Here is a 16,118-nt window from a genome sequence, read left to right on the forward strand (position 1 = left end):
GCGTTCCTGCGATCAAAGAGTTCTTGATAACTATACTTTTCTGAAAAGCAAATTCAGCTGCCCATAGCTAAGGGTTAGCCCTGCTATCTCTGCTGCTGTGAAAAACAGCATTCGTTCTATCAGGTTTATTTTACGCAGGGTTTATGGAACTATTTACGGTTTACTTGCATTAGCTTTAATTTCAGCCCTGATTGCAGCGAACACGAAGCGTAGCGAAGTAAAGCGAAAAGCAGGACTGCCGTTTAAAGTAATGCACAAGATTTGCGCTTCGAATAAAAATCAACTATTAAGAAATAGGTAGTTAAGTATTTTAGGAATAAAAAAAGCCTTCCATTTTGCAATGGAAGGCTTTTAACTTAAGTGGGAGCTGAGGGGTTCGAACCCCCGACACTCCCGACTGAAATGTCGGGATGCTATGAACAATCTGAGCTAATCAGCTTTTCAATTAACTTCCTGCTTTTCCATTTCTTAATTGCTCTTTCTCTAGCATACGATTCTTCCCTGTTTTCAAAGAGTTCTTTATAAACAATGACCCAGTCTCCAGTGTGACCAGTAAAACCAGAATGGTTTGAGTCGTGTGTTCTCAACCTATCCTCCAAATCAGCAGTTGAGCCAACATAGTATTTATCGCGGGTTTTTGAATACAAGATATAAAGGTAGAACATACCTAAATATAGCTTTTTTGAGCATAAAAAAAGCCTTCCATTTTGCAATGAAAGGCTTTTAACTTAAGTGGGAGCTGAGGGGTTCGAACCCCCGACCCCCTCGGTGTAAACGAGGTGCTCTGAACCAGCTGAGCTAAGCTCCCTTTTTTCTTTCCCTTGCAAAATGAAATCCTTCCTTCGTTTTGGGAATGCAAATATAGTGTCTTCTATCTGTTTTGCAAAAATATTTTCACTTTTTTTAAGAAAGAACATCTTCTAACACCTGATGGGATTTAATTTGTCCGAACGAAGCCGTATGTAAAGTATAGTAAACCAATATTTTATCTAATAAAAAGCGACGAGTTATATTGTCTAATTTTATTTCAAATATTTTTTCAAATGGCGTATTAAATAGCAACAAAAACCAATCCGCATCTACTTTGTCCATAAAACATGGATGAATTGGCATCACCGAAGTAAAGTCTCCTTCTTGTAAATCGAAGTATTTTTGGTCGTTTCGAGTTTGCGAATGAGGTGCGAAACCCAAAAACCTAGATAGCTTTAATAGAAATGCTAAATGAAAATTCACACTAGGCTCATCGGTTTCATCGAACCAGCTAATGGCATTGTAAATAAAATCAAATAGATTTTCATCCGCGTTCTGCTGACGGATGCTTTTATACAATACTTCATTCAAGAACTGAACAATGGTATTCTTAATCACGTGATAAGGAATAGAACGAAATACAGGCGAAGGTCTTGCTTCTGCTATGCGTTGTATTTGAGTATTCATTTTATGATAAACAACCATATCCAATAAATGTAATGGTTGCAATATATTCATTGGTATTTTCGCCTTTGGCTTTTTTACCCCATTTATTAAATAAGATTGGATACCAAACTTATCAGTAAAAACCTGAACAACCACACTACTTTCGCTATACAGTGTAGTTTTTAAAACAATTCCTCGGGTTTTATGCAGCATTACTAAACAAGTTTCGGCACAAAAATAATTAACCCAATTATCAATGCCATCAATCCGCCAATTAAAACCGCAGCAGAAGCTACATCTTTTATTGCACCAGCTTTAGGATTTTGCTCGGGAGAAACTAAATCAACTAAAACTTCTATGGCAGTATTTACCAATTCTAAAATGACAACAACAGCAATCGCAGTAGTTATCCATAACCATTCATTTGAACTAAGCTTAAAGTACAAACCTAAAAGCACCACCAAAACTGTTGCTACACAATGAACCCTAAAGTTTAATTGAGTTCTAAAAGCATAGGCTAAGCCCTGAAAAGAATAAACAAAACCTTTGAAAAACTTCTTCATTTAAGGCTAAAATACATCAAAATAATTAAATCGAATATTGTTCATTTATTACTGAACAAACAATAATCCTCGTTTAGTGTTTAATTTAACACAAATTAAGACATAGATTTTGCAATCAGCCATTTTTATAGTTTCTTTACTTTTTTAAACAGCAGTTGATTATGTGGGCTAAACTCTCTAGAGCTATACTTCAAAACCGAATACTTCTCGTACTTTTTTTCCTAATTGCCACCGTATTTATGGCTTACCACGCCAAAAACCTGAAACTATCTTATTCGGGGGCGAAAATCTTACCCTTAACAGATTCTGTCTTTATTAAATATAATGCCTTCAAGAAAACATTTGGCGAAGATGGAAGTGTAATGGTATTAGGTGTTCAAAGTGCCGATATTTATAAAAAAGACAACTACAATAAATGGATTCAACTAACGGATGATATCCAAAAATTAAAAGGAATAAAAGGTGTATTGTCTATCGGTAAGTTATTCGAATTACAAAAAGACACCGTTAACCAGAAGTTTGTAGTTAGCCCAATTCCAAGTGGATTTGTAAAATCGGATACAGAAATGGATTCGATAAAGCAAAAAATACAAGGAATGCCATTTTACAATGGCTTATTATTTAACAAGGAAAGTAATGCTACTTTAATGGCCATCACTTTCGACCCAAAAATATTAAACTCTGTTAACAGAAATCCCATATTAAAAGAGATTGAAGAAAAGGCAGATGCTTTTGCTAAAAACACCAATATCCCAATTCATAAATCTGGTTTACCATTTATCAGAACTGCCACAAGTAAGCTTGTTTCTAATGAATTTGTACTTTTCTTAGGCTTATCCATCTTAGTTTCAGCATTAATATTATTAATTTTCTTTAGAAGCTTTTATGCTGTATTCTTCCCTATCCTAGTTGTAATAATGGGTGTAATTTGGAGCATTGGCACTTTAGTTTTGTTTGGCTATGAGATTACTATTTTAACAGGACTAATACCACCATTGATTGTAATTATAGGTATTCCGAATAGTATTTTGCTATTGAACAAATATCATGGAGAGCTAAAAAAACACGGCGATAAACAAAAAGCATTAAGCATTACCATTGAAAGAATTGCTGTAACCACGTTAATAGCAAACGTTACTGCTGCCATTGGTTTTGGCGTTTTATACTTTACAGGAAGCGAATTATTAATGCAATTTGGAAGCGTTGCAGCACTAAATGTGATGTTTACTTGGCTAATGTGCTTGTGTTTAATCCCAATCATTTTTAGTTATTTGCCAATGCCAAAAGGAAAGGCAAATACGCCTCACGTTCCTAATTTCTTAGATAAGCTATTAGAAAAAACAGATTTGCTTGTTCAAAATAAGAGCGTGCTTATTTATGTGCTTACATTTATTATTTCTCTAGTTTCATTTATTGGTATTTACAAGATTAACATCAATGGTTACGTCGTTGATGACTTACCAAAAAACTCTCAAATTTTAACGGATTTAAAATTTTTCGAGAAGAATTTTGAAGGTATTTTACCACTGGAAATCAGTGTTGATACCAAAAAGAAAAACGGAATTTTAAGCATTTCTACCCTCAATAAAATTGATAAAATGGAAAGGATGATTGCATCTTATCCAGAGTTTTCTCGCTCAATTTCATTAAATACTGGATTGAAATATGCGTCTCAAGCATTTTATAATGGCGATTCTGCATTCTATCGCCTGCCAACAGATATTGAGAAAAATTTCATTTTAGCATATGCTGCCAACTCCGGAAAAGGCAATGGCAATATGCTAACGAACTTTGTAGACAAGGATAAACAAACAGCTCGTGTAAGTTTCCAAATGGCTGATATTGGCTCGAAGAGACTTGATGCGATATTACTAGAACTAAAACCTCGTATCGATTCTATACTTACTCCAAAAAGATTTGATGTTCAATTAACTGGTTCAAGTATTATATTCTCTAAAGGAACTGATTATTTATTAAAACACCTGTTTGAAAGTATCGGCCTTGCCATCATATTAATTTCGCTTTTACGCTTAGCTCAATTTAAAAGTTTGGGCATTATGTTTATATCCTTGTTACCAAACATTGTGCCTTTAGTTATTACAGCAGGGCTGATGGGTTTTTTCAATATCCCTTTGAAACCTTCAACAATATTGATATTTACCATCGCCTTTGGCTTGGCTTCTGACCAGACAATATATTTCCTAACTAGGTATCAACAAGAGCTAACTTTAACCAATTACAGTGTTACAAAAGTTGTTTCAGATACCATTAGAGAAACTGGAGTAAGTATGACCCACATTGCCTTAATCTTATTTTTTGGCTTTGGGATTTTCACTGCGTCTACCTTTGGAGGAACAGTAGTTTTAGGATTATTATTGTCGATAACCTTATTTGTTGCCTTGATTTTCAATTTAACTTTATTGCCAGCTTTAATGCTTTGGTTGGATAAAAAGAAAACTCGCAAATTAATTCCTGCAGAAGAAGCAGCTAAAAATGAAGATTTAATTGACCACTAAATTAAAATGATTTTTAGGGAAGCAACTGTAGAAGACATTAAACAGATTCAAATCGTAAGAAATTCGGTTAAGGAAAACACTTTATCCGACCCTAATTTAGTGCCAGACGCAGACGTAGAAGATTATATCTTAAATCGTGGTAAAGGTTGGGTATGTGAAACACAGAATGAAATAGTAGGTTTTTCAATAGTAGATTTAAAAGAAAACAACATCTGGGCATTATTTTTATCTCCTAAATTTGAAGGGCAAGGATTTGGAAGAAAACTTCACGACATTATGCTAGATTGGTATTTCAATCAAACCAACGCCAATGTTTGGCTTGGCACTTCACCAAATACTAGAGCCGAACAATTCTACAAAAAAGCAGGTTGGAAGGTAATTGGAACACACGGAAAAGGGGAAGTGAAATTTGAGATGACAGCTAATGATTGGAAAAAAGTAAACGAAAATAAAACTAATTAGGCTACATTTTCGCCATCTAATGGTTCTTTAGCTGCGGGTTTTAATTCTACCTCCTCACCTTCATTATCTATTTTCTTAGCAAATAAAATAGGATATAGGAATATTAGAGAACCCAAGATTAAAAATCCTCCAGAAAAACCAAGCACAATATTACTACCATCAATATGCTTGCTGCTCATAATTTGTGCAGCAATAAGAAAAATAATTCCTAAAACTATCGCAATAACACCTTTCCTTAGCCTTAAAACCTTTATCATAATCTTGAGCTTTTAGATTTTCTTTCTCTTTAATATGCTCATAATAACAAAGATTAACCCAATAAGTTCTAATAACATTGTAAAAATAAGCACCCCGATTGTTAGCGATTCTGAGGTGTTTTTAAGCAAAATTGCTACAGGCATTAATAACACTGCGGCAACCATAAAAATAAGTCCGATTTTTAGTCGTTTTTCCATGAAACAAATTGACTTCAAAACTACCAAAATTCATTCTAAAACCTTAGCTTTGCATCCTTTAATTTTTGAAGATACTTGATTGATGTATAGGGAATTTAAAACTTTAGAACTAGCTAAAATAGGAGAAGAAATACTTAAGTTTTGGAAAGATGAAATGATATTTGAAAAAAGCATTTCAACTCGCTCAAAAGCTAAGCCTTTTACTTTTTATGAAGGTCCGCCTTCTGCAAACGGAATGCCTGGCATTCATCACGTTATGGCTCGTGCTATTAAAGATATTTTTTGCCGTTACAAAACCCTTAAAGGCTATCAAGTTAAACGCAAAGGCGGATGGGATACTCACGGTCTTCCAATTGAACTTGCAGTTGAGAAAAAATTAGGCATTACCAAAGACGATATAGGCAAGAAAATCTCAGTCGAAGAATACAACTCTGCTTGTAAAGAGGAGGTAATGCGCTATACTGATGTTTGGAACGACTTAACCGAAAAGATGGGTTATTGGGTTGATTTGCAAAACCCTTACGTTACTTACCACAATGAATATATCGAAACACTTTGGTGGATTTTAAAATCGTTCTACGAAAAAGGATATTTATACAAGGGATATACTGTACAACCTTACTCGCCTGCTGCAGGAACTGGGTTAAGTTCTCACGAACTAAACCAACCTGGAACTTATCGTGATGTAAGCGACACTACTATCGTTGCCCAATTCAAAGCAATTGATGAAACCTTACCTGCAGCTTTAAAAGCATTCGGAACGGTTCACTTTTTAGCTTGGACAACCACACCTTGGACCTTACCAAGTAATACTGCTTTAACAGTAGGCCCAAAAATTGATTATGTTTTAGTTAAAACTTTCAATCAATATACTTTTGAGCCCATCCAAGTAATCTTGGCAAAAGCTTTAGTAGGCAAGCAGTTTGCTGGTAAATACTTTTTAGCAGAAGCTGATGAAGATTTCACCAACTACAAAGCTGAAGACAAAAAAATCCCTTATCAAATATTAGGCGAATTTGTTGGCGCAGATTTAGCGGGCATCAAATACGAACAATTATTGCCTTATGCATTACCATACCAAAATCCAGAAAATGCTTTTAGAGTAATCTCTGGAGATTTCGTAACTACGGAAGATGGTACCGGTATTGTTCACACTGCTCCTACTTTTGGTGCAGATGATGCTAGAGTAGCAAAATTGGCAACGCCAGAAGTTCCACCAATGTTGGTGTTAGATGACAAAGGTAACGCCGTTCCTTTGGTAGATTTACAAGGAAAATTCATCGCGGCTTTGGGTGGTAATTATGGCGGTAAATACGTTAAAAACGAATATTATGCAGATGGAGATGCCCCAGAAAAATCTGTTGATGTTGAGTTAGCCATCCAATTAAAAGAAGAAAACAAAGCCTTTAAGGTAGAGAAATACGTTCACACTTACCCGCATTGCTGGCGTACAGATAAACCAGTTTTATATTATCCATTGGATAGTTGGTTTATCAAAACAACAGCTGTTAAGGAGAAAATGGTGGAACTGAATAAAACCATTAACTGGAAACCTGAAGCTACTGGAACTGGTCGTTTTGGCAACTGGCTAGAAAACTTGGTTGACTGGAATTTATCTCGTTCTCGTTATTGGGGTACGCCATTACCAATTTGGCGCACAGCAGATGGCTTGGAAGAAAAATGTATTGGTTCTATAGCAGAGCTGAATGCAGAAATCCAAAAATCAATTGATGCTGGTTTTATGCCTGCTGGTTTTGAGCTAAAAGATATGCACCGTCCTTATGTTGATGATGTGATTTTAACCTCAACCAAAGGCGAAAAAATGACTCGCGAACTAGATCTTATTGATGTTTGGTTTGATAGTGGGGCAATGCCTTATGCACAATGGCACTTCCCTTTTGAAAATGCAGCAGAATTTGAAAATGCTTACCCAGCAGATTTTATAGCTGAAGGTGTTGACCAAACTCGTGGTTGGTTCTTTACTTTGCACGCCATCGCTGTAATGTTAAGCGAAAGTAGCGATGAAATTAAAGCCATTAACAAACACGTAAATAACTTAGGTGTTGCTTATAAAAATGTGGTTTCTAACGGATTAGTGTTAGATAAAAACGGCAACAAAATGTCTAAACGTTTAGGCAATGCTGTTGACCCTTTCAGCACAATTGATACTTATAGTGCCGATGCTACGCGTTGGTACATGATTTCTAATGCATCACCTTGGGATAACTTGAAGTTTAGCCTTGATGGATTAGATGAAGTTCGTCGTAAATTCTTCGGAACGCTTTATAATACCTACTCTTTCTTTGCACTTTATGCAAATATCGACAAGTTTGAAATCGACTTAGAAAATCAAACACCAATTGCTCAAAGAAGCGAATTAGACCGTTGGATTTTATCTTTATTGCAAACATTAATAAAAGAAGTTGATGAAAGTTACGAAGCTTACGAGCCTACAAAGGCCGCTAGGGCTATTCAAACTTTTGTTGATGAACACTTAAGTAACTGGTACATCCGTTTGTCTCGTCGTCGTTTCTGGAAAGGCGAAATGACGGAAGATAAAAAAGCCGCTTACGAAACTCTGTTCACTTGTTTAATGACCATTTCTCAAATCATGAGCCCAGTTGCTCCATTCTTTGCAGATTGGTTGTACATCAGATTAACAGAAGCAAATCCAGACGTTCATACTGCAAAATCTGTTCACTTAACTATTTGGAACGAAGTTGATGAAACGTTAATCGACTACGATTTAAATGAGAGAATGGAATTAGCGCAGAACATTTCTTCGATGGTTTTATCGTTGAGAAAGAAAATGGGCATCAATGTTCGTCAGCCATTGGCGAAGGTTTTAATCCCAGTTTTAGACGATAATTTCCAAGTTAAAGTTGATTTGGTTAAAGATTTAATCCTATCAGAAACCAATATCAAAGAAATAGATTTCATAAAAGATACCGCTGGTTTTATCAAGAAAAAAGTAAAACCAAACTTTAAAGCTTTAGGTGCTAAAGTTGGTAAGGATATGAAATTGGTAGCAGAAGCGATTAACAATATTTCCCAAGAAGATTTAGCAAAGTTTGAAAAAGAAGGTTCAATCGCAATACTCAATACCCAATACTCAATACTGTTAAGTGACGTTGAGATAATCGCAGAAGATATTCCAGGCTGGCAAGTGACTAATATGGGCAACTTAACAGTGGCTTTAGATATTAGCATTACAACAGAGTTGAAACAGGAAGGATTATCGAGAGAGTTGATTAATAGAATTCAGAATTTCAGAAAAGAGTTAAATTTTGAGGTAACAGACCGCATTACTGTAAATTTACAGTATGATAATTTAATAGCAGATGCAGTAGCGCAAAACAAAGCCTACATTTGCGCAGAAATTTTAGCGGATGATATTATATTGTCAGACACAATAGATAATGGAAACAAAATCGTAATCGAAGATGTTGAACTACAACTTTTGATTGCTAAACAATAAAGTAAGGAACCAAATGATTTGTACTTAGTGGATAAATCATCATGTATAAACTAAGACCGAAAAGAAAATTATTAATAAAATGGAAAAAACTGAAAAAACCCGCTATTCAGACAGTGAACTACAAGAATTTAAAGAGCTAATCCAAGGAAAATTAAAAAGTTCAAGAGAAGAGTTTCTTTCACTTACTTCGTCATTAAGCAGTCCAAATTCTCATGGAACTGAAGATACTTCTGGTGCTTACAAAACCTTAGAAGATGGTTCTGCAACATTAGAAAAAGAACAAATCAATCAGCTAGCTGCTCGTCAGAAGAAATTTATCGATAACCTAGAGGCAGCTTTAGTACGTATCGAAAATAAAACTTACGGAATTTGCAGAGAGACTGGAAAATTAATCCAGAAAGAACGCTTACGTGCTGTACCTCATGCAACGTTAAGCATGGAAGCTAAATTGAAACAAGGTTAATGAAAGGCTATACTAAACCCTTAATACTTATAATTTTAGTACTTATTGCTGATCAGGCTTCAAAAACTTGGGTTAAAACCAATATGAGCCTGCAACAAGAGTTTAAAATTATAGGCGACTGGTTCATCATCCACTTTACCGAAAATAACGGTATGGCATTTGGATTAGAATTTGGTGGCGAATTTGGTAAGCTAGCACTTTCTTTATTTAGAGTTTTTGCTGTTGCTGGTATCGGATACGGTTTACACCATCTAATTAAACACAAATACCACCGTGGGTTAATTTTAAACGTTGCCTTAATTTTTGCAGGTGCCGTTGGAAACATCATCGATTCTGTATTTTATGGCAAAATTTATGGCTACGCTGGTTGGCTGCATGGTCAAGTAGTTGACATGCTTTATTTTCCTATCATAAAAGGTACATTTCCATCTTGGTTTCCATTTTGGGCAAATGAACCATTTGAATTTTTCCGTCCGGTATTTAACCTAGCAGACGCAGCGATTTCTGTTGGTGTGATTGCTATTTTAATCTTCCAAAAAAGTTATTTTAAGGAAGAGGTCAAAGATGAAATTGGAATTAATAATGAAACCGTAGAAGATTAGAACAAATAATTTTAATTTTTTTAGCCATCCTGATTATTCGGGATGGCTTTTTTGTTTTAGATGATTATATTTGATTTATAACCAAATCTAAAACTGATGAAGAAATCAATCCTAATTCTTACACTATTCATTTTAATTAGCACTTCCTTAACCTTTGCACAAAAAAGCTTATTTGACGGCAAATCATTGGCTGGCTGGCACAGCGATGTTCCAGCAAAGGATAAAGACCCAAATATTAAACCTTCCTTTATAATTCGTGATGGAATGCTGGTAAGCTTAGGTGACCCAAGAGGCCATTTAATTACTGATGCAGTTTATCAAAACTATCGTTTAGAGGTTGAATATCGTTTTGCAGGAAAACCAGGTAATTGCGGTGTATTGGTTCACGCTTCGACTCCAAGAGCTTTATACGGAATGTTTCCGAAATCATTAGAAGTACAAATGCAACACCAAGATGCTGGAGATTTTTGGTGTATTGAAGAAGACATTACTGTGCCTGATATGGAAGCTCGTCGCGGACCAAAAGACACTTGGGGAGTTAACGGAAATAAGGCCAGAAGAATTAAAAACCTAACTGATGGCACAGAAAAACCATTAGGCGAATGGAATACTATGGTGATTGAATGTTATAAAAACAGTGTAAAAGTTTGGGTAAATGGTGTTTTAGTTAACGAAGGAACAAACTGTACTGTAGATAAAGGTCAGATTGCCTTACAAGCCGAAGGTTCTGAAGTTGAGTTCAAAAAATTAATGTTGAAACCGATTAAAAAGTTGAGTAAATAATTATAATTAATAGTGAGTAATCAAATTATAAACAAGTTACTTTAATTCAATAACCACCCCGCCCTATGGGCACCCCTCCAAAGGAGGGGAATGGCGTACTTAATTCCCCTCTTCTAGAGGGGTGGTCGAAGACCGGGGTGTTTAACAAAATAAATTTAAGATGAATTTCGACTTACAACTAACGCTTGAAAATGAATTGATAAAAATTGTTCCTTTGCAGGAAGATGATTTTGAGAAATTATATAAAGTAGCGTCTGACCCATTGGTTTGGGAGCAGCATCCAAATAAAAACAGGTACCAAAGAGAAGTCTTTCAGAATTTCTTTAAGGGAGCTATGGAATCGAAAGGTGCTTTTTTAGTCACAGAAAAAGAAACGGGAAATGTAATAGGCAGTTCGAGATACTATGAATTAGATGAAGAAAATAATTCTGTTGCCGTTGGCTATACTTTTATTGGCAGGGATTACTGGGGCAAAGGGCATAACAAAGCACTAAAAAAATTAATGTTCGATTATGCTTTTCAATTTGTAGACAAAATTATTTTACACATTGGAGAAACCAATTTTCGCTCTCAAAAAGCTACAGAAAAACTTGGCGCTAAAAAGACTGGCACACTTGACGTCGCCTATTATGGCGAACCTGTTAAAACTAATTTTGTTTATCAAGTAGATAAGCCCGCTTAGTATTTCAGCGTCATTGCGAAGCCGATTCTTCATCGGCTATGGCAATCTCCTTGCTGCTCGGCAGGAGTTCTCAAAGCCGAAATAAATTGATTCTCTATTATAGAAGAGCAATTACAGTGCACCAATTAATGTTAGTCCCGCCATTCCTGCCCGTCCGGCAGGCGGGCGTTCCAATCTTTTATCCCTACCCCACTGAGTAACTTAGGGATAAAAGGATTTACACTGCTGTCGGGTCTAGAATTTAAGGACAGTGCAAGAAAGCCCTTCATAGTAGCAAAAACCTAAGTTTCATAAACCTGATGGAAGTGAGCACGCAGCAGCAACCTTTTCGGTTGCTAGCGAAGTAAAACGGACAGTAGGACTATTCTTAAATAGCAGCACCAACCCTGCTTTTCAAAAAATATAAAAATTTTATTACAAACTAAGCTTTTGAAAATGTGCACATTAAATCAAAAATGAAATTTGCTATGTGGAATTGGTATGATTTTTACATCTAACCTAAACACACAAAAAGAATAATTATGAAACGTTTAATAACATTAGCCATCGTTGCCTTATTTAGTATGAGTGTAATGGCACAACAAGTAGATTTAAGAAAGAAGATAACCGTTAGTGGTTCTGCAGAAACTGAAGTTACGCCAGACATTATTTATTTAAGTATTTCTTTGAAGGAGTATTTAAAAGATAACAATAGCAAAAAAAGAGTAGAGATTACTGAATTGGAAAATCAGCTTTACAATGCGGTTTTAAAAGCAGGTATTGCGAAAGAAGATTTAATGGTAAATAATGTGTCGAGCTACAATTATGTAACGGAGAAAAAGAAAAACCCTGATTTTTTAGCGAGCAAACAATACCGTTTAAAAGTAAGCGACTTGAATAAATGGAATGAAATTATTGGTGCTGTTGACCCAAAAGGAATTTCATCGACCAGTATTGAAAGTTATGACTATTCGAAAATTACAGCGCTTAAAAAAGAGTTGAAAATTAAAGCTTTGCAAGCTGCCAAAGAAAAAGCGCAATACATGGTTGAAGCTTTAGGAGAGAAATTAGGTGGGGTAATTGATATTCAGGAAGTAAATAATGAGTCATATCCTCAGCCCATGTACAGAGCAAATGTTATGATGATGAAAGCTGAAGATGCTAGCGGGGCTGCAGCTCCTGAATTAGATTTCAAAAAAATTAAACTGAATTATGTAGTAAATACAGTTTTTGAAATTAAGTAACTGCCCAATTCACTAGACAACTATTAAGAATATAATAATTGTGGTTTTATCAAAAGCTTAATAGCATTAAAATTAAGGCGATTTTAAAAAAAAGAGAGACCTACCAAATCAATTTGGTAGGTTTTTTGTTTATATTGAAATACAAACCTTAAAAATTATAATCATGAAAAAATTTATTTACTCCCTAGTACTAGTTTTTACGTTAGCAGTTAGTACAACAAATGTTTCGGCAGCAAACAACAAAAAAGAACCAAAAACAGAACTGACGGCTGAGCAAAAAGTTCAGTTTGATAAAATTGTAAACAGAGTTGAGGAAATCCGTAAAATGGATAAATCTAACTTAACTAGAGATGAGAAAAAAGCGTTGCGTAAAGAGTTAAGAGAAATGAAAGATAAAGCTCGTGCAATGTCTGGCGGCGTTTACCTTTCGGTTGGTGCAATTATAATCATTATCTTATTGTTGATTCTAATCTTGTAATAAAAACACAATCCTATCATATAGAAAAAGGCTTCCGATTTTACATCGGAAGTCTTTTTAGTTTTTAGAGATTTCGTCATTGCGAGCATCTGTTTTTCACAGCGTGAAGCAATCTCACTTGAAAAATCTTTTTACGGCACAGCGCTTTAAGATTGCTTTCCCGAAAAGTCGGGACTGGCTGTGCCTCGCAATGACGATTCAGATTAATCTATAATATCAAACCCAGTATATCTTCTCAATACCTCAGGAATAACAATCCCATTCTCAGTTTGATAGTTTTCTAAAATTGAAGCCACAATTCTTGGTAAAGCTAATGCACTTCCATTTAAGGTATGCGCTAATTGCGTTTTACCTTCCTTGCCTTTGAAACGAATTTTTGAACGGTTACTTTGGAAAGTCTCCACATTTGAAACCGAAGAAACTTCTAACCAACGTTCTTGAGATGCGCTCCATGTTTCCATATCATAAGTCATGGCAGAACCAAAGCCCATATCGCCACCACACAAACGCAATACACGATAATGTAAACCTAACTTCTGCAATAAACCTTGTACATAAGTACTCATTTCTTCAAGCGTTTCGTAAGAGCGGTCGGGATGAGTAACTTGAACAAGTTCTACCTTATCAAATTGGTGTAAACGATTTAAGCCACGAACATGTGAACCGTAAGAACCTGCCTCACGACGAAAACATGGTGTATATGCCGTGTTTTTAATTGGTAAATCTTCTTCTTTTAAAATCACATCACGGTAAAGGTTGGTAACTGGAACTTCTGCAGTTGGAATAAGATACAAATCATCAACAGTCGAATGATACATTTGTCCTTCTTTATCTGGCAACTGTCCTGTACCAAAACCAGATGCGGCATTTACCAAATGCGGAACTTGCATTTCTTTATATCCAGCAGCAATTGCTTCGTCTAAGAAAAAGTTAATTAATGCACGTTGTAAACGAGCTCCTTTTCCTTTATAAACAGGGAAACCAGCTCCAGTAATTTTAACGCCCAACTCAAAATCGATGATATCGTATTTAGCCGTTAACTCCCAATGAGGTTTTGCATCTGCCGGTAATTTTGCAGGCTCACCGTGTACCAAAACAATTTCATTCTCTTCTGGTGTAGTACCTGGTTTTACTAAGTCGTGAGGTAAATTTGGCAACTGAACAAGTAAATTAAACTGGTTTTGTTCCAATTCGGTTAACTTATCACCAAGTGTTTTAATGCTATCCTTATTAGAAGCTGTTTTAGCTTTTATTGCTTCCGCTTCTTCCTTTTTTCCATTGCGCATTAATTCGCCAATCTGTTTTGCAGCGCTATTTGCTTCTGCCGAAAGGTTATCTAACGAATTTTGAGTTTGGCGACGTTCTTCATCTATGGAAATGATTTGGTCTACCAATTCGGGTTGTTTAAAATTACGCACATTAAGGCGCTCTAAAACTTTCTCTCTATTTTCGCGGATATAGTTAACTTGCAGCATTATTTTATTTTTTTACAAAGATAACCAAGAGTTTGGAGTTCGGAGCATTGAGTTTGGAAAAACTCACTCACAACTCACAACTCTCAACTCACAACTTATGCAAGGTAAATTATATCTAGTACCTACGCCAATTGGAAACTTAGAGGACATGACCTTTAGGGCTATTCGTATTTTAAAAGAGGCGGATGTGATTTTGGCTGAAGATACTCGAACAAGCGCCCCGATGCTTAAACATTTTGGCATCGATAAAAAGGCTTATTCACATCATCAGCATAATGAACACAAGGCTACTTCTGAAATTATTAAATTTTTAAAGGAAGGTAAAAATGTGGCGTTAGTATCAGATGCAGGAACTCCAGCTATCTCCGACCCAGGTTTTTTTCTAGTGAGAGAAGCTTTAAAAAATGAAATAGAAGTAAATTGTTTGCCAGGAGCAACAGCTTTTGTGCCTGCTTTGGTTAACTCTGGCTTACCTAGCGATCAATTTGTTTTTGAGGGATTCCTTCCCGTTAAGAAAGGTAGACAAACACGTTTAAAGTTGTTGGCAAATGAAGAAAGAACGATGATTTTTTATGAGAGTCCGCATCGGTTATTAAAAACATTGGAGGAATTTGCTGAGTTTTTAGGAGAAGATAGACAGGCATCTGTGAGTAGAGAACTCACTAAAATTTATGAGGAAACTGTTCGAGGTACAGTAATAGAAATAAAATCACATTTCGAAAACAATATATTAAAAGGAGAATTCGTAATTTGTGTTGCTGGTAGAGAAGTGAGTAAAGAAAAATCAAAGAATAAAGACAAATACAAACAAGAAAAATAATGAACCAAATAGATAGATTTTTAAGTGACGAGCAAGACCCAAAGGCTGTAGAAAAGGTAATTGGGAAATTAAATGATTTATTAACCACAGGTGAAGAGCTTTTATACTTAGCGGTACAAAAGAAACCTGCTGTAAACTTGTTGCCAGATAGCATCGCCATTAGTAACAAACGTATTTTTTATTGTGAGCCAGGGAATTTAGGTTTAACCATGAACTTTAAAGATATTTCTTGGAAAAACATAAAAGAGGTTTCGTTTAAAGAAGAGTTTTTCGGCTCTAAATTTATCTGTGTGCCTCAGCATGGCGAAAACATTGTTACTGAGTTTATCCCGAAAGTTCAAGCTAGAAAATTGCATCAAGCAGCAAATGAGCAGTTAGAAGCTTTAAAAGAATTAACTAGGCAACAGAAACTAGAGGAGAATCGTGCTACAGCTTCAGCGATAAACATTCCTCCTGCTCAAGGTATATTCGAAGCACCAATTGAAATTGAAGAAGCGGTTGTTATTCCTCAACCTCAAATTGAAGAAGCAGAAGATGAAACTACTTTAAAACTGAGAAAATTAAAAACACTTTACGACAAACAATTGATTACTCAGGAAGAATACGAAAGCAAAAAATCGGCTATTTTAGATAGTTTGTAGCAAAAAATCGTCATTGCGAGGAGGAACGACGAAGCAATCTTTCTTGCAATTAAAATTAACA

17 protein-coding genes and 1 tRNA gene are annotated in these 16,118 nt (G+C 35.5%); 12 read left to right on the forward strand and 6 right to left on the reverse strand.

Translation table 11 applies throughout. The features are described from left to right. Positions 1 to 413: 413 nt before the first annotated feature. The 4 genes from R2Q59_RS11645 to R2Q59_RS11660 all read right to left on the reverse strand — a co-directional run bounded on the left by R2Q59_RS11645 (position 414) and on the right by R2Q59_RS11660 (position 1,979). Complete coding sequence (locus R2Q59_RS11645; protein ID WP_316785621.1) at positions 414 to 665, reverse strand: GIY-YIG nuclease family protein; 252 nt, start codon at positions 663 to 665, stop codon at positions 414 to 416. Between the two features lie 68 nt (positions 666 to 733). Beyond that, positions 734 to 808 (reverse strand) — tRNA-Val (locus R2Q59_RS11650). Positions 809 to 903: 95 nt separating this feature from the next. Beyond that, complete coding sequence (gene recO / locus R2Q59_RS11655; protein WP_316785622.1) at positions 904 to 1,629, reverse strand: DNA repair protein RecO; 726 nt, start codon at positions 1,627 to 1,629, stop codon at positions 904 to 906. A 2-nt stretch (positions 1,630 to 1,631) separates the two neighbouring features. Then, positions 1,632 to 1,979 (reverse strand): diacylglycerol kinase family protein, encoded by a 348-nt coding sequence (locus R2Q59_RS11660; protein WP_316769068.1) that lies wholly within the window; start codon positions 1,977 to 1,979, stop codon positions 1,632 to 1,634. A 161-nt stretch (positions 1,980 to 2,140) separates the two neighbouring features. On the opposite strand from R2Q59_RS11660, the gene R2Q59_RS11665 reads away from it, so the two are divergent. Next, positions 2,141 to 4,495 carry an efflux RND transporter permease subunit gene (locus R2Q59_RS11665; protein WP_316785623.1) on the forward strand — a complete coding sequence of 785 codons (2,355 nt, stop codon included), beginning with the start codon at positions 2,141 to 2,143 and terminating at the stop codon, positions 4,493 to 4,495. A 6-nt stretch (positions 4,496 to 4,501) separates the two neighbouring features. Next, positions 4,502 to 4,957, forward strand: coding sequence for a GNAT family N-acetyltransferase (locus R2Q59_RS11670; protein WP_316769072.1), 456 nt, complete (start codon positions 4,502 to 4,504; stop codon positions 4,955 to 4,957). On the opposite strand, the gene R2Q59_RS11675 is transcribed toward R2Q59_RS11670, so the two are convergent. Next, on the reverse strand, positions 4,954 to 5,214 hold the full coding sequence (locus R2Q59_RS11675) for an isoleucyl-tRNA synthetase (RefSeq protein WP_316769074.1): 261 nt from the start codon (positions 5,212 to 5,214) through the stop codon (positions 4,954 to 4,956). The genes R2Q59_RS11670 and R2Q59_RS11675 overlap by 4 nt on opposite strands. A 34-nt stretch (positions 5,215 to 5,248) precedes the next feature. Here R2Q59_RS11675 and R2Q59_RS11680 point away from each other — a divergent pair, with 34 nt between their 5' ends. From R2Q59_RS11680 to R2Q59_RS11715, 8 genes are all read left to right on the forward strand, one after another. Next, positions 5,249 to 5,491, forward strand: coding sequence for a hypothetical protein (locus tag R2Q59_RS11680; RefSeq protein WP_316785624.1), 243 nt, complete (start codon positions 5,249 to 5,251; stop codon positions 5,489 to 5,491). 3 nt (positions 5,492 to 5,494) lie between these two features. Next, on the forward strand, positions 5,495 to 8,890 hold the full coding sequence (gene ileS / locus R2Q59_RS11685) for an isoleucine--tRNA ligase (RefSeq protein WP_316785625.1): 3,396 nt from the start codon (positions 5,495 to 5,497) through the stop codon (positions 8,888 to 8,890). Positions 8,891 to 8,969: 79 nt separating this feature from the next. Beyond that, positions 8,970 to 9,353 carry a TraR/DksA family transcriptional regulator gene (locus R2Q59_RS11690; protein WP_131551110.1) on the forward strand — a complete coding sequence of 128 codons (384 nt, stop codon included), beginning with the start codon at positions 8,970 to 8,972 and terminating at the stop codon, positions 9,351 to 9,353. Next, the gene (locus tag R2Q59_RS11695) at positions 9,353 to 9,955 is read left to right on the forward strand and encodes a lipoprotein signal peptidase (RefSeq protein ID WP_316769082.1); all 603 of its coding nucleotides are present in this window, start codon (positions 9,353 to 9,355) and stop codon (positions 9,953 to 9,955) included. Before R2Q59_RS11690 ends, R2Q59_RS11695 begins: the two co-directional genes overlap by 1 nt. Before the next feature lie 96 nt (positions 9,956 to 10,051). Next, the gene (locus R2Q59_RS11700) at positions 10,052 to 10,738 is read left to right on the forward strand and encodes a DUF1080 domain-containing protein (RefSeq protein ID WP_316785626.1); all 687 of its coding nucleotides are present in this window, start codon (positions 10,052 to 10,054) and stop codon (positions 10,736 to 10,738) included. 160 nt (positions 10,739 to 10,898) lie between these two features. Then, positions 10,899 to 11,420, forward strand: a complete 522-nt coding sequence (locus tag R2Q59_RS11705) for a GNAT family N-acetyltransferase (RefSeq protein WP_316769086.1) — start codon at positions 10,899 to 10,901, stop codon at positions 11,418 to 11,420. 521 nt (positions 11,421 to 11,941) lie between these two features. Beyond that, the gene (locus R2Q59_RS11710) at positions 11,942 to 12,643 is read left to right on the forward strand and encodes an SIMPL domain-containing protein (RefSeq protein ID WP_316785627.1); all 702 of its coding nucleotides are present in this window, start codon (positions 11,942 to 11,944) and stop codon (positions 12,641 to 12,643) included. A 163-nt stretch (positions 12,644 to 12,806) separates the two neighbouring features. Further along, positions 12,807 to 13,121 carry a hypothetical protein gene (locus R2Q59_RS11715; protein WP_316769090.1) on the forward strand — a complete coding sequence of 105 codons (315 nt, stop codon included), beginning with the start codon at positions 12,807 to 12,809 and terminating at the stop codon, positions 13,119 to 13,121. 203 nt (positions 13,122 to 13,324) lie between these two features. Here R2Q59_RS11715 and serS read toward each other — a convergent pair whose 3' ends face one another. Further along, the gene (serS, locus tag R2Q59_RS11720) at positions 13,325 to 14,596 is read right to left on the reverse strand and encodes a serine--tRNA ligase (RefSeq protein ID WP_316769093.1); all 1,272 of its coding nucleotides are present in this window, start codon (positions 14,594 to 14,596) and stop codon (positions 13,325 to 13,327) included. A gap of 97 nt (positions 14,597 to 14,693) precedes the next feature. Here serS and rsmI point away from each other — a divergent pair, with 97 nt between their 5' ends. After that, positions 14,694 to 15,416 carry a 16S rRNA (cytidine(1402)-2'-O)-methyltransferase gene (gene rsmI / locus R2Q59_RS11725; RefSeq protein WP_316769095.1) on the forward strand — a complete coding sequence of 241 codons (723 nt, stop codon included), beginning with the start codon at positions 14,694 to 14,696 and terminating at the stop codon, positions 15,414 to 15,416. Further along, entirely contained in the window at positions 15,416 to 16,057 is a 642-nt protein-coding gene (locus R2Q59_RS11730) for a PH domain-containing protein (RefSeq protein ID WP_316769097.1), read from the forward strand. The genes rsmI and R2Q59_RS11730 overlap by 1 nt, the downstream gene beginning before the upstream one ends. The last annotated feature ends 61 nt before the right edge of the window (positions 16,058 to 16,118 follow it).

Origin of the sequence: Pedobacter frigiditerrae (genome assembly GCF_032678705.1) — a bacterium.
GTDB classification, from domain to species: domain Bacteria; phylum Bacteroidota; class Bacteroidia; order Sphingobacteriales; family Sphingobacteriaceae; genus Pedobacter; species Pedobacter frigiditerrae_A.

Coding starts and splice junctions, on each gene's coding strand:
- R2Q59_RS11665 (WP_316785623.1), top strand. CDS start 2,141: ATGTGGGCTAAACTCTCTAGAGCTATACTTCAAAACCGAATACTTCTC.
- ileS (WP_316785625.1), top strand. CDS start 5,495: ATGTATAGGGAATTTAAAACTTTAGAACTAGCTAAAATAGGAGAAGAA.
- serS (WP_316769093.1), bottom strand. CDS start 14,596: ATGCTGCAAGTTAACTATATCCGCGAAAATAGAGAGAAAGTTTTAGAG.
- R2Q59_RS11670 (WP_316769072.1), top strand. CDS start 4,502: ATGATTTTTAGGGAAGCAACTGTAGAAGACATTAAACAGATTCAAATC.
- R2Q59_RS11660 (WP_316769068.1), bottom strand. CDS start 1,979: ATGAAGAAGTTTTTCAAAGGTTTTGTTTATTCTTTTCAGGGCTTAGCC.
- R2Q59_RS11730 (WP_316769097.1), top strand. CDS start 15,416: ATGAACCAAATAGATAGATTTTTAAGTGACGAGCAAGACCCAAAGGCT.
- R2Q59_RS11700 (WP_316785626.1), top strand. CDS start 10,052: ATGAAGAAATCAATCCTAATTCTTACACTATTCATTTTAATTAGCACT.
- R2Q59_RS11715 (WP_316769090.1), top strand. CDS start 12,807: ATGAAAAAATTTATTTACTCCCTAGTACTAGTTTTTACGTTAGCAGTT.
- recO (WP_316785622.1), bottom strand. CDS start 1,629: ATGCTGCATAAAACCCGAGGAATTGTTTTAAAAACTACACTGTATAGC.
- R2Q59_RS11710 (WP_316785627.1), top strand. CDS start 11,942: ATGAAACGTTTAATAACATTAGCCATCGTTGCCTTATTTAGTATGAGT.
- R2Q59_RS11705 (WP_316769086.1), top strand. CDS start 10,899: ATGAATTTCGACTTACAACTAACGCTTGAAAATGAATTGATAAAAATT.
- R2Q59_RS11675 (WP_316769074.1), bottom strand. CDS start 5,214: ATGATAAAGGTTTTAAGGCTAAGGAAAGGTGTTATTGCGATAGTTTTA.
- R2Q59_RS11680 (WP_316785624.1), top strand. CDS start 5,249: ATGCTCATAATAACAAAGATTAACCCAATAAGTTCTAATAACATTGTA.
- R2Q59_RS11695 (WP_316769082.1), top strand. CDS start 9,353: ATGAAAGGCTATACTAAACCCTTAATACTTATAATTTTAGTACTTATT.
- rsmI (WP_316769095.1), top strand. CDS start 14,694: ATGCAAGGTAAATTATATCTAGTACCTACGCCAATTGGAAACTTAGAG.
- R2Q59_RS11645 (WP_316785621.1), bottom strand. CDS start 665: ATGTTCTACCTTTATATCTTGTATTCAAAAACCCGCGATAAATACTAT.
- R2Q59_RS11690 (WP_131551110.1), top strand. CDS start 8,970: ATGGAAAAAACTGAAAAAACCCGCTATTCAGACAGTGAACTACAAGAA.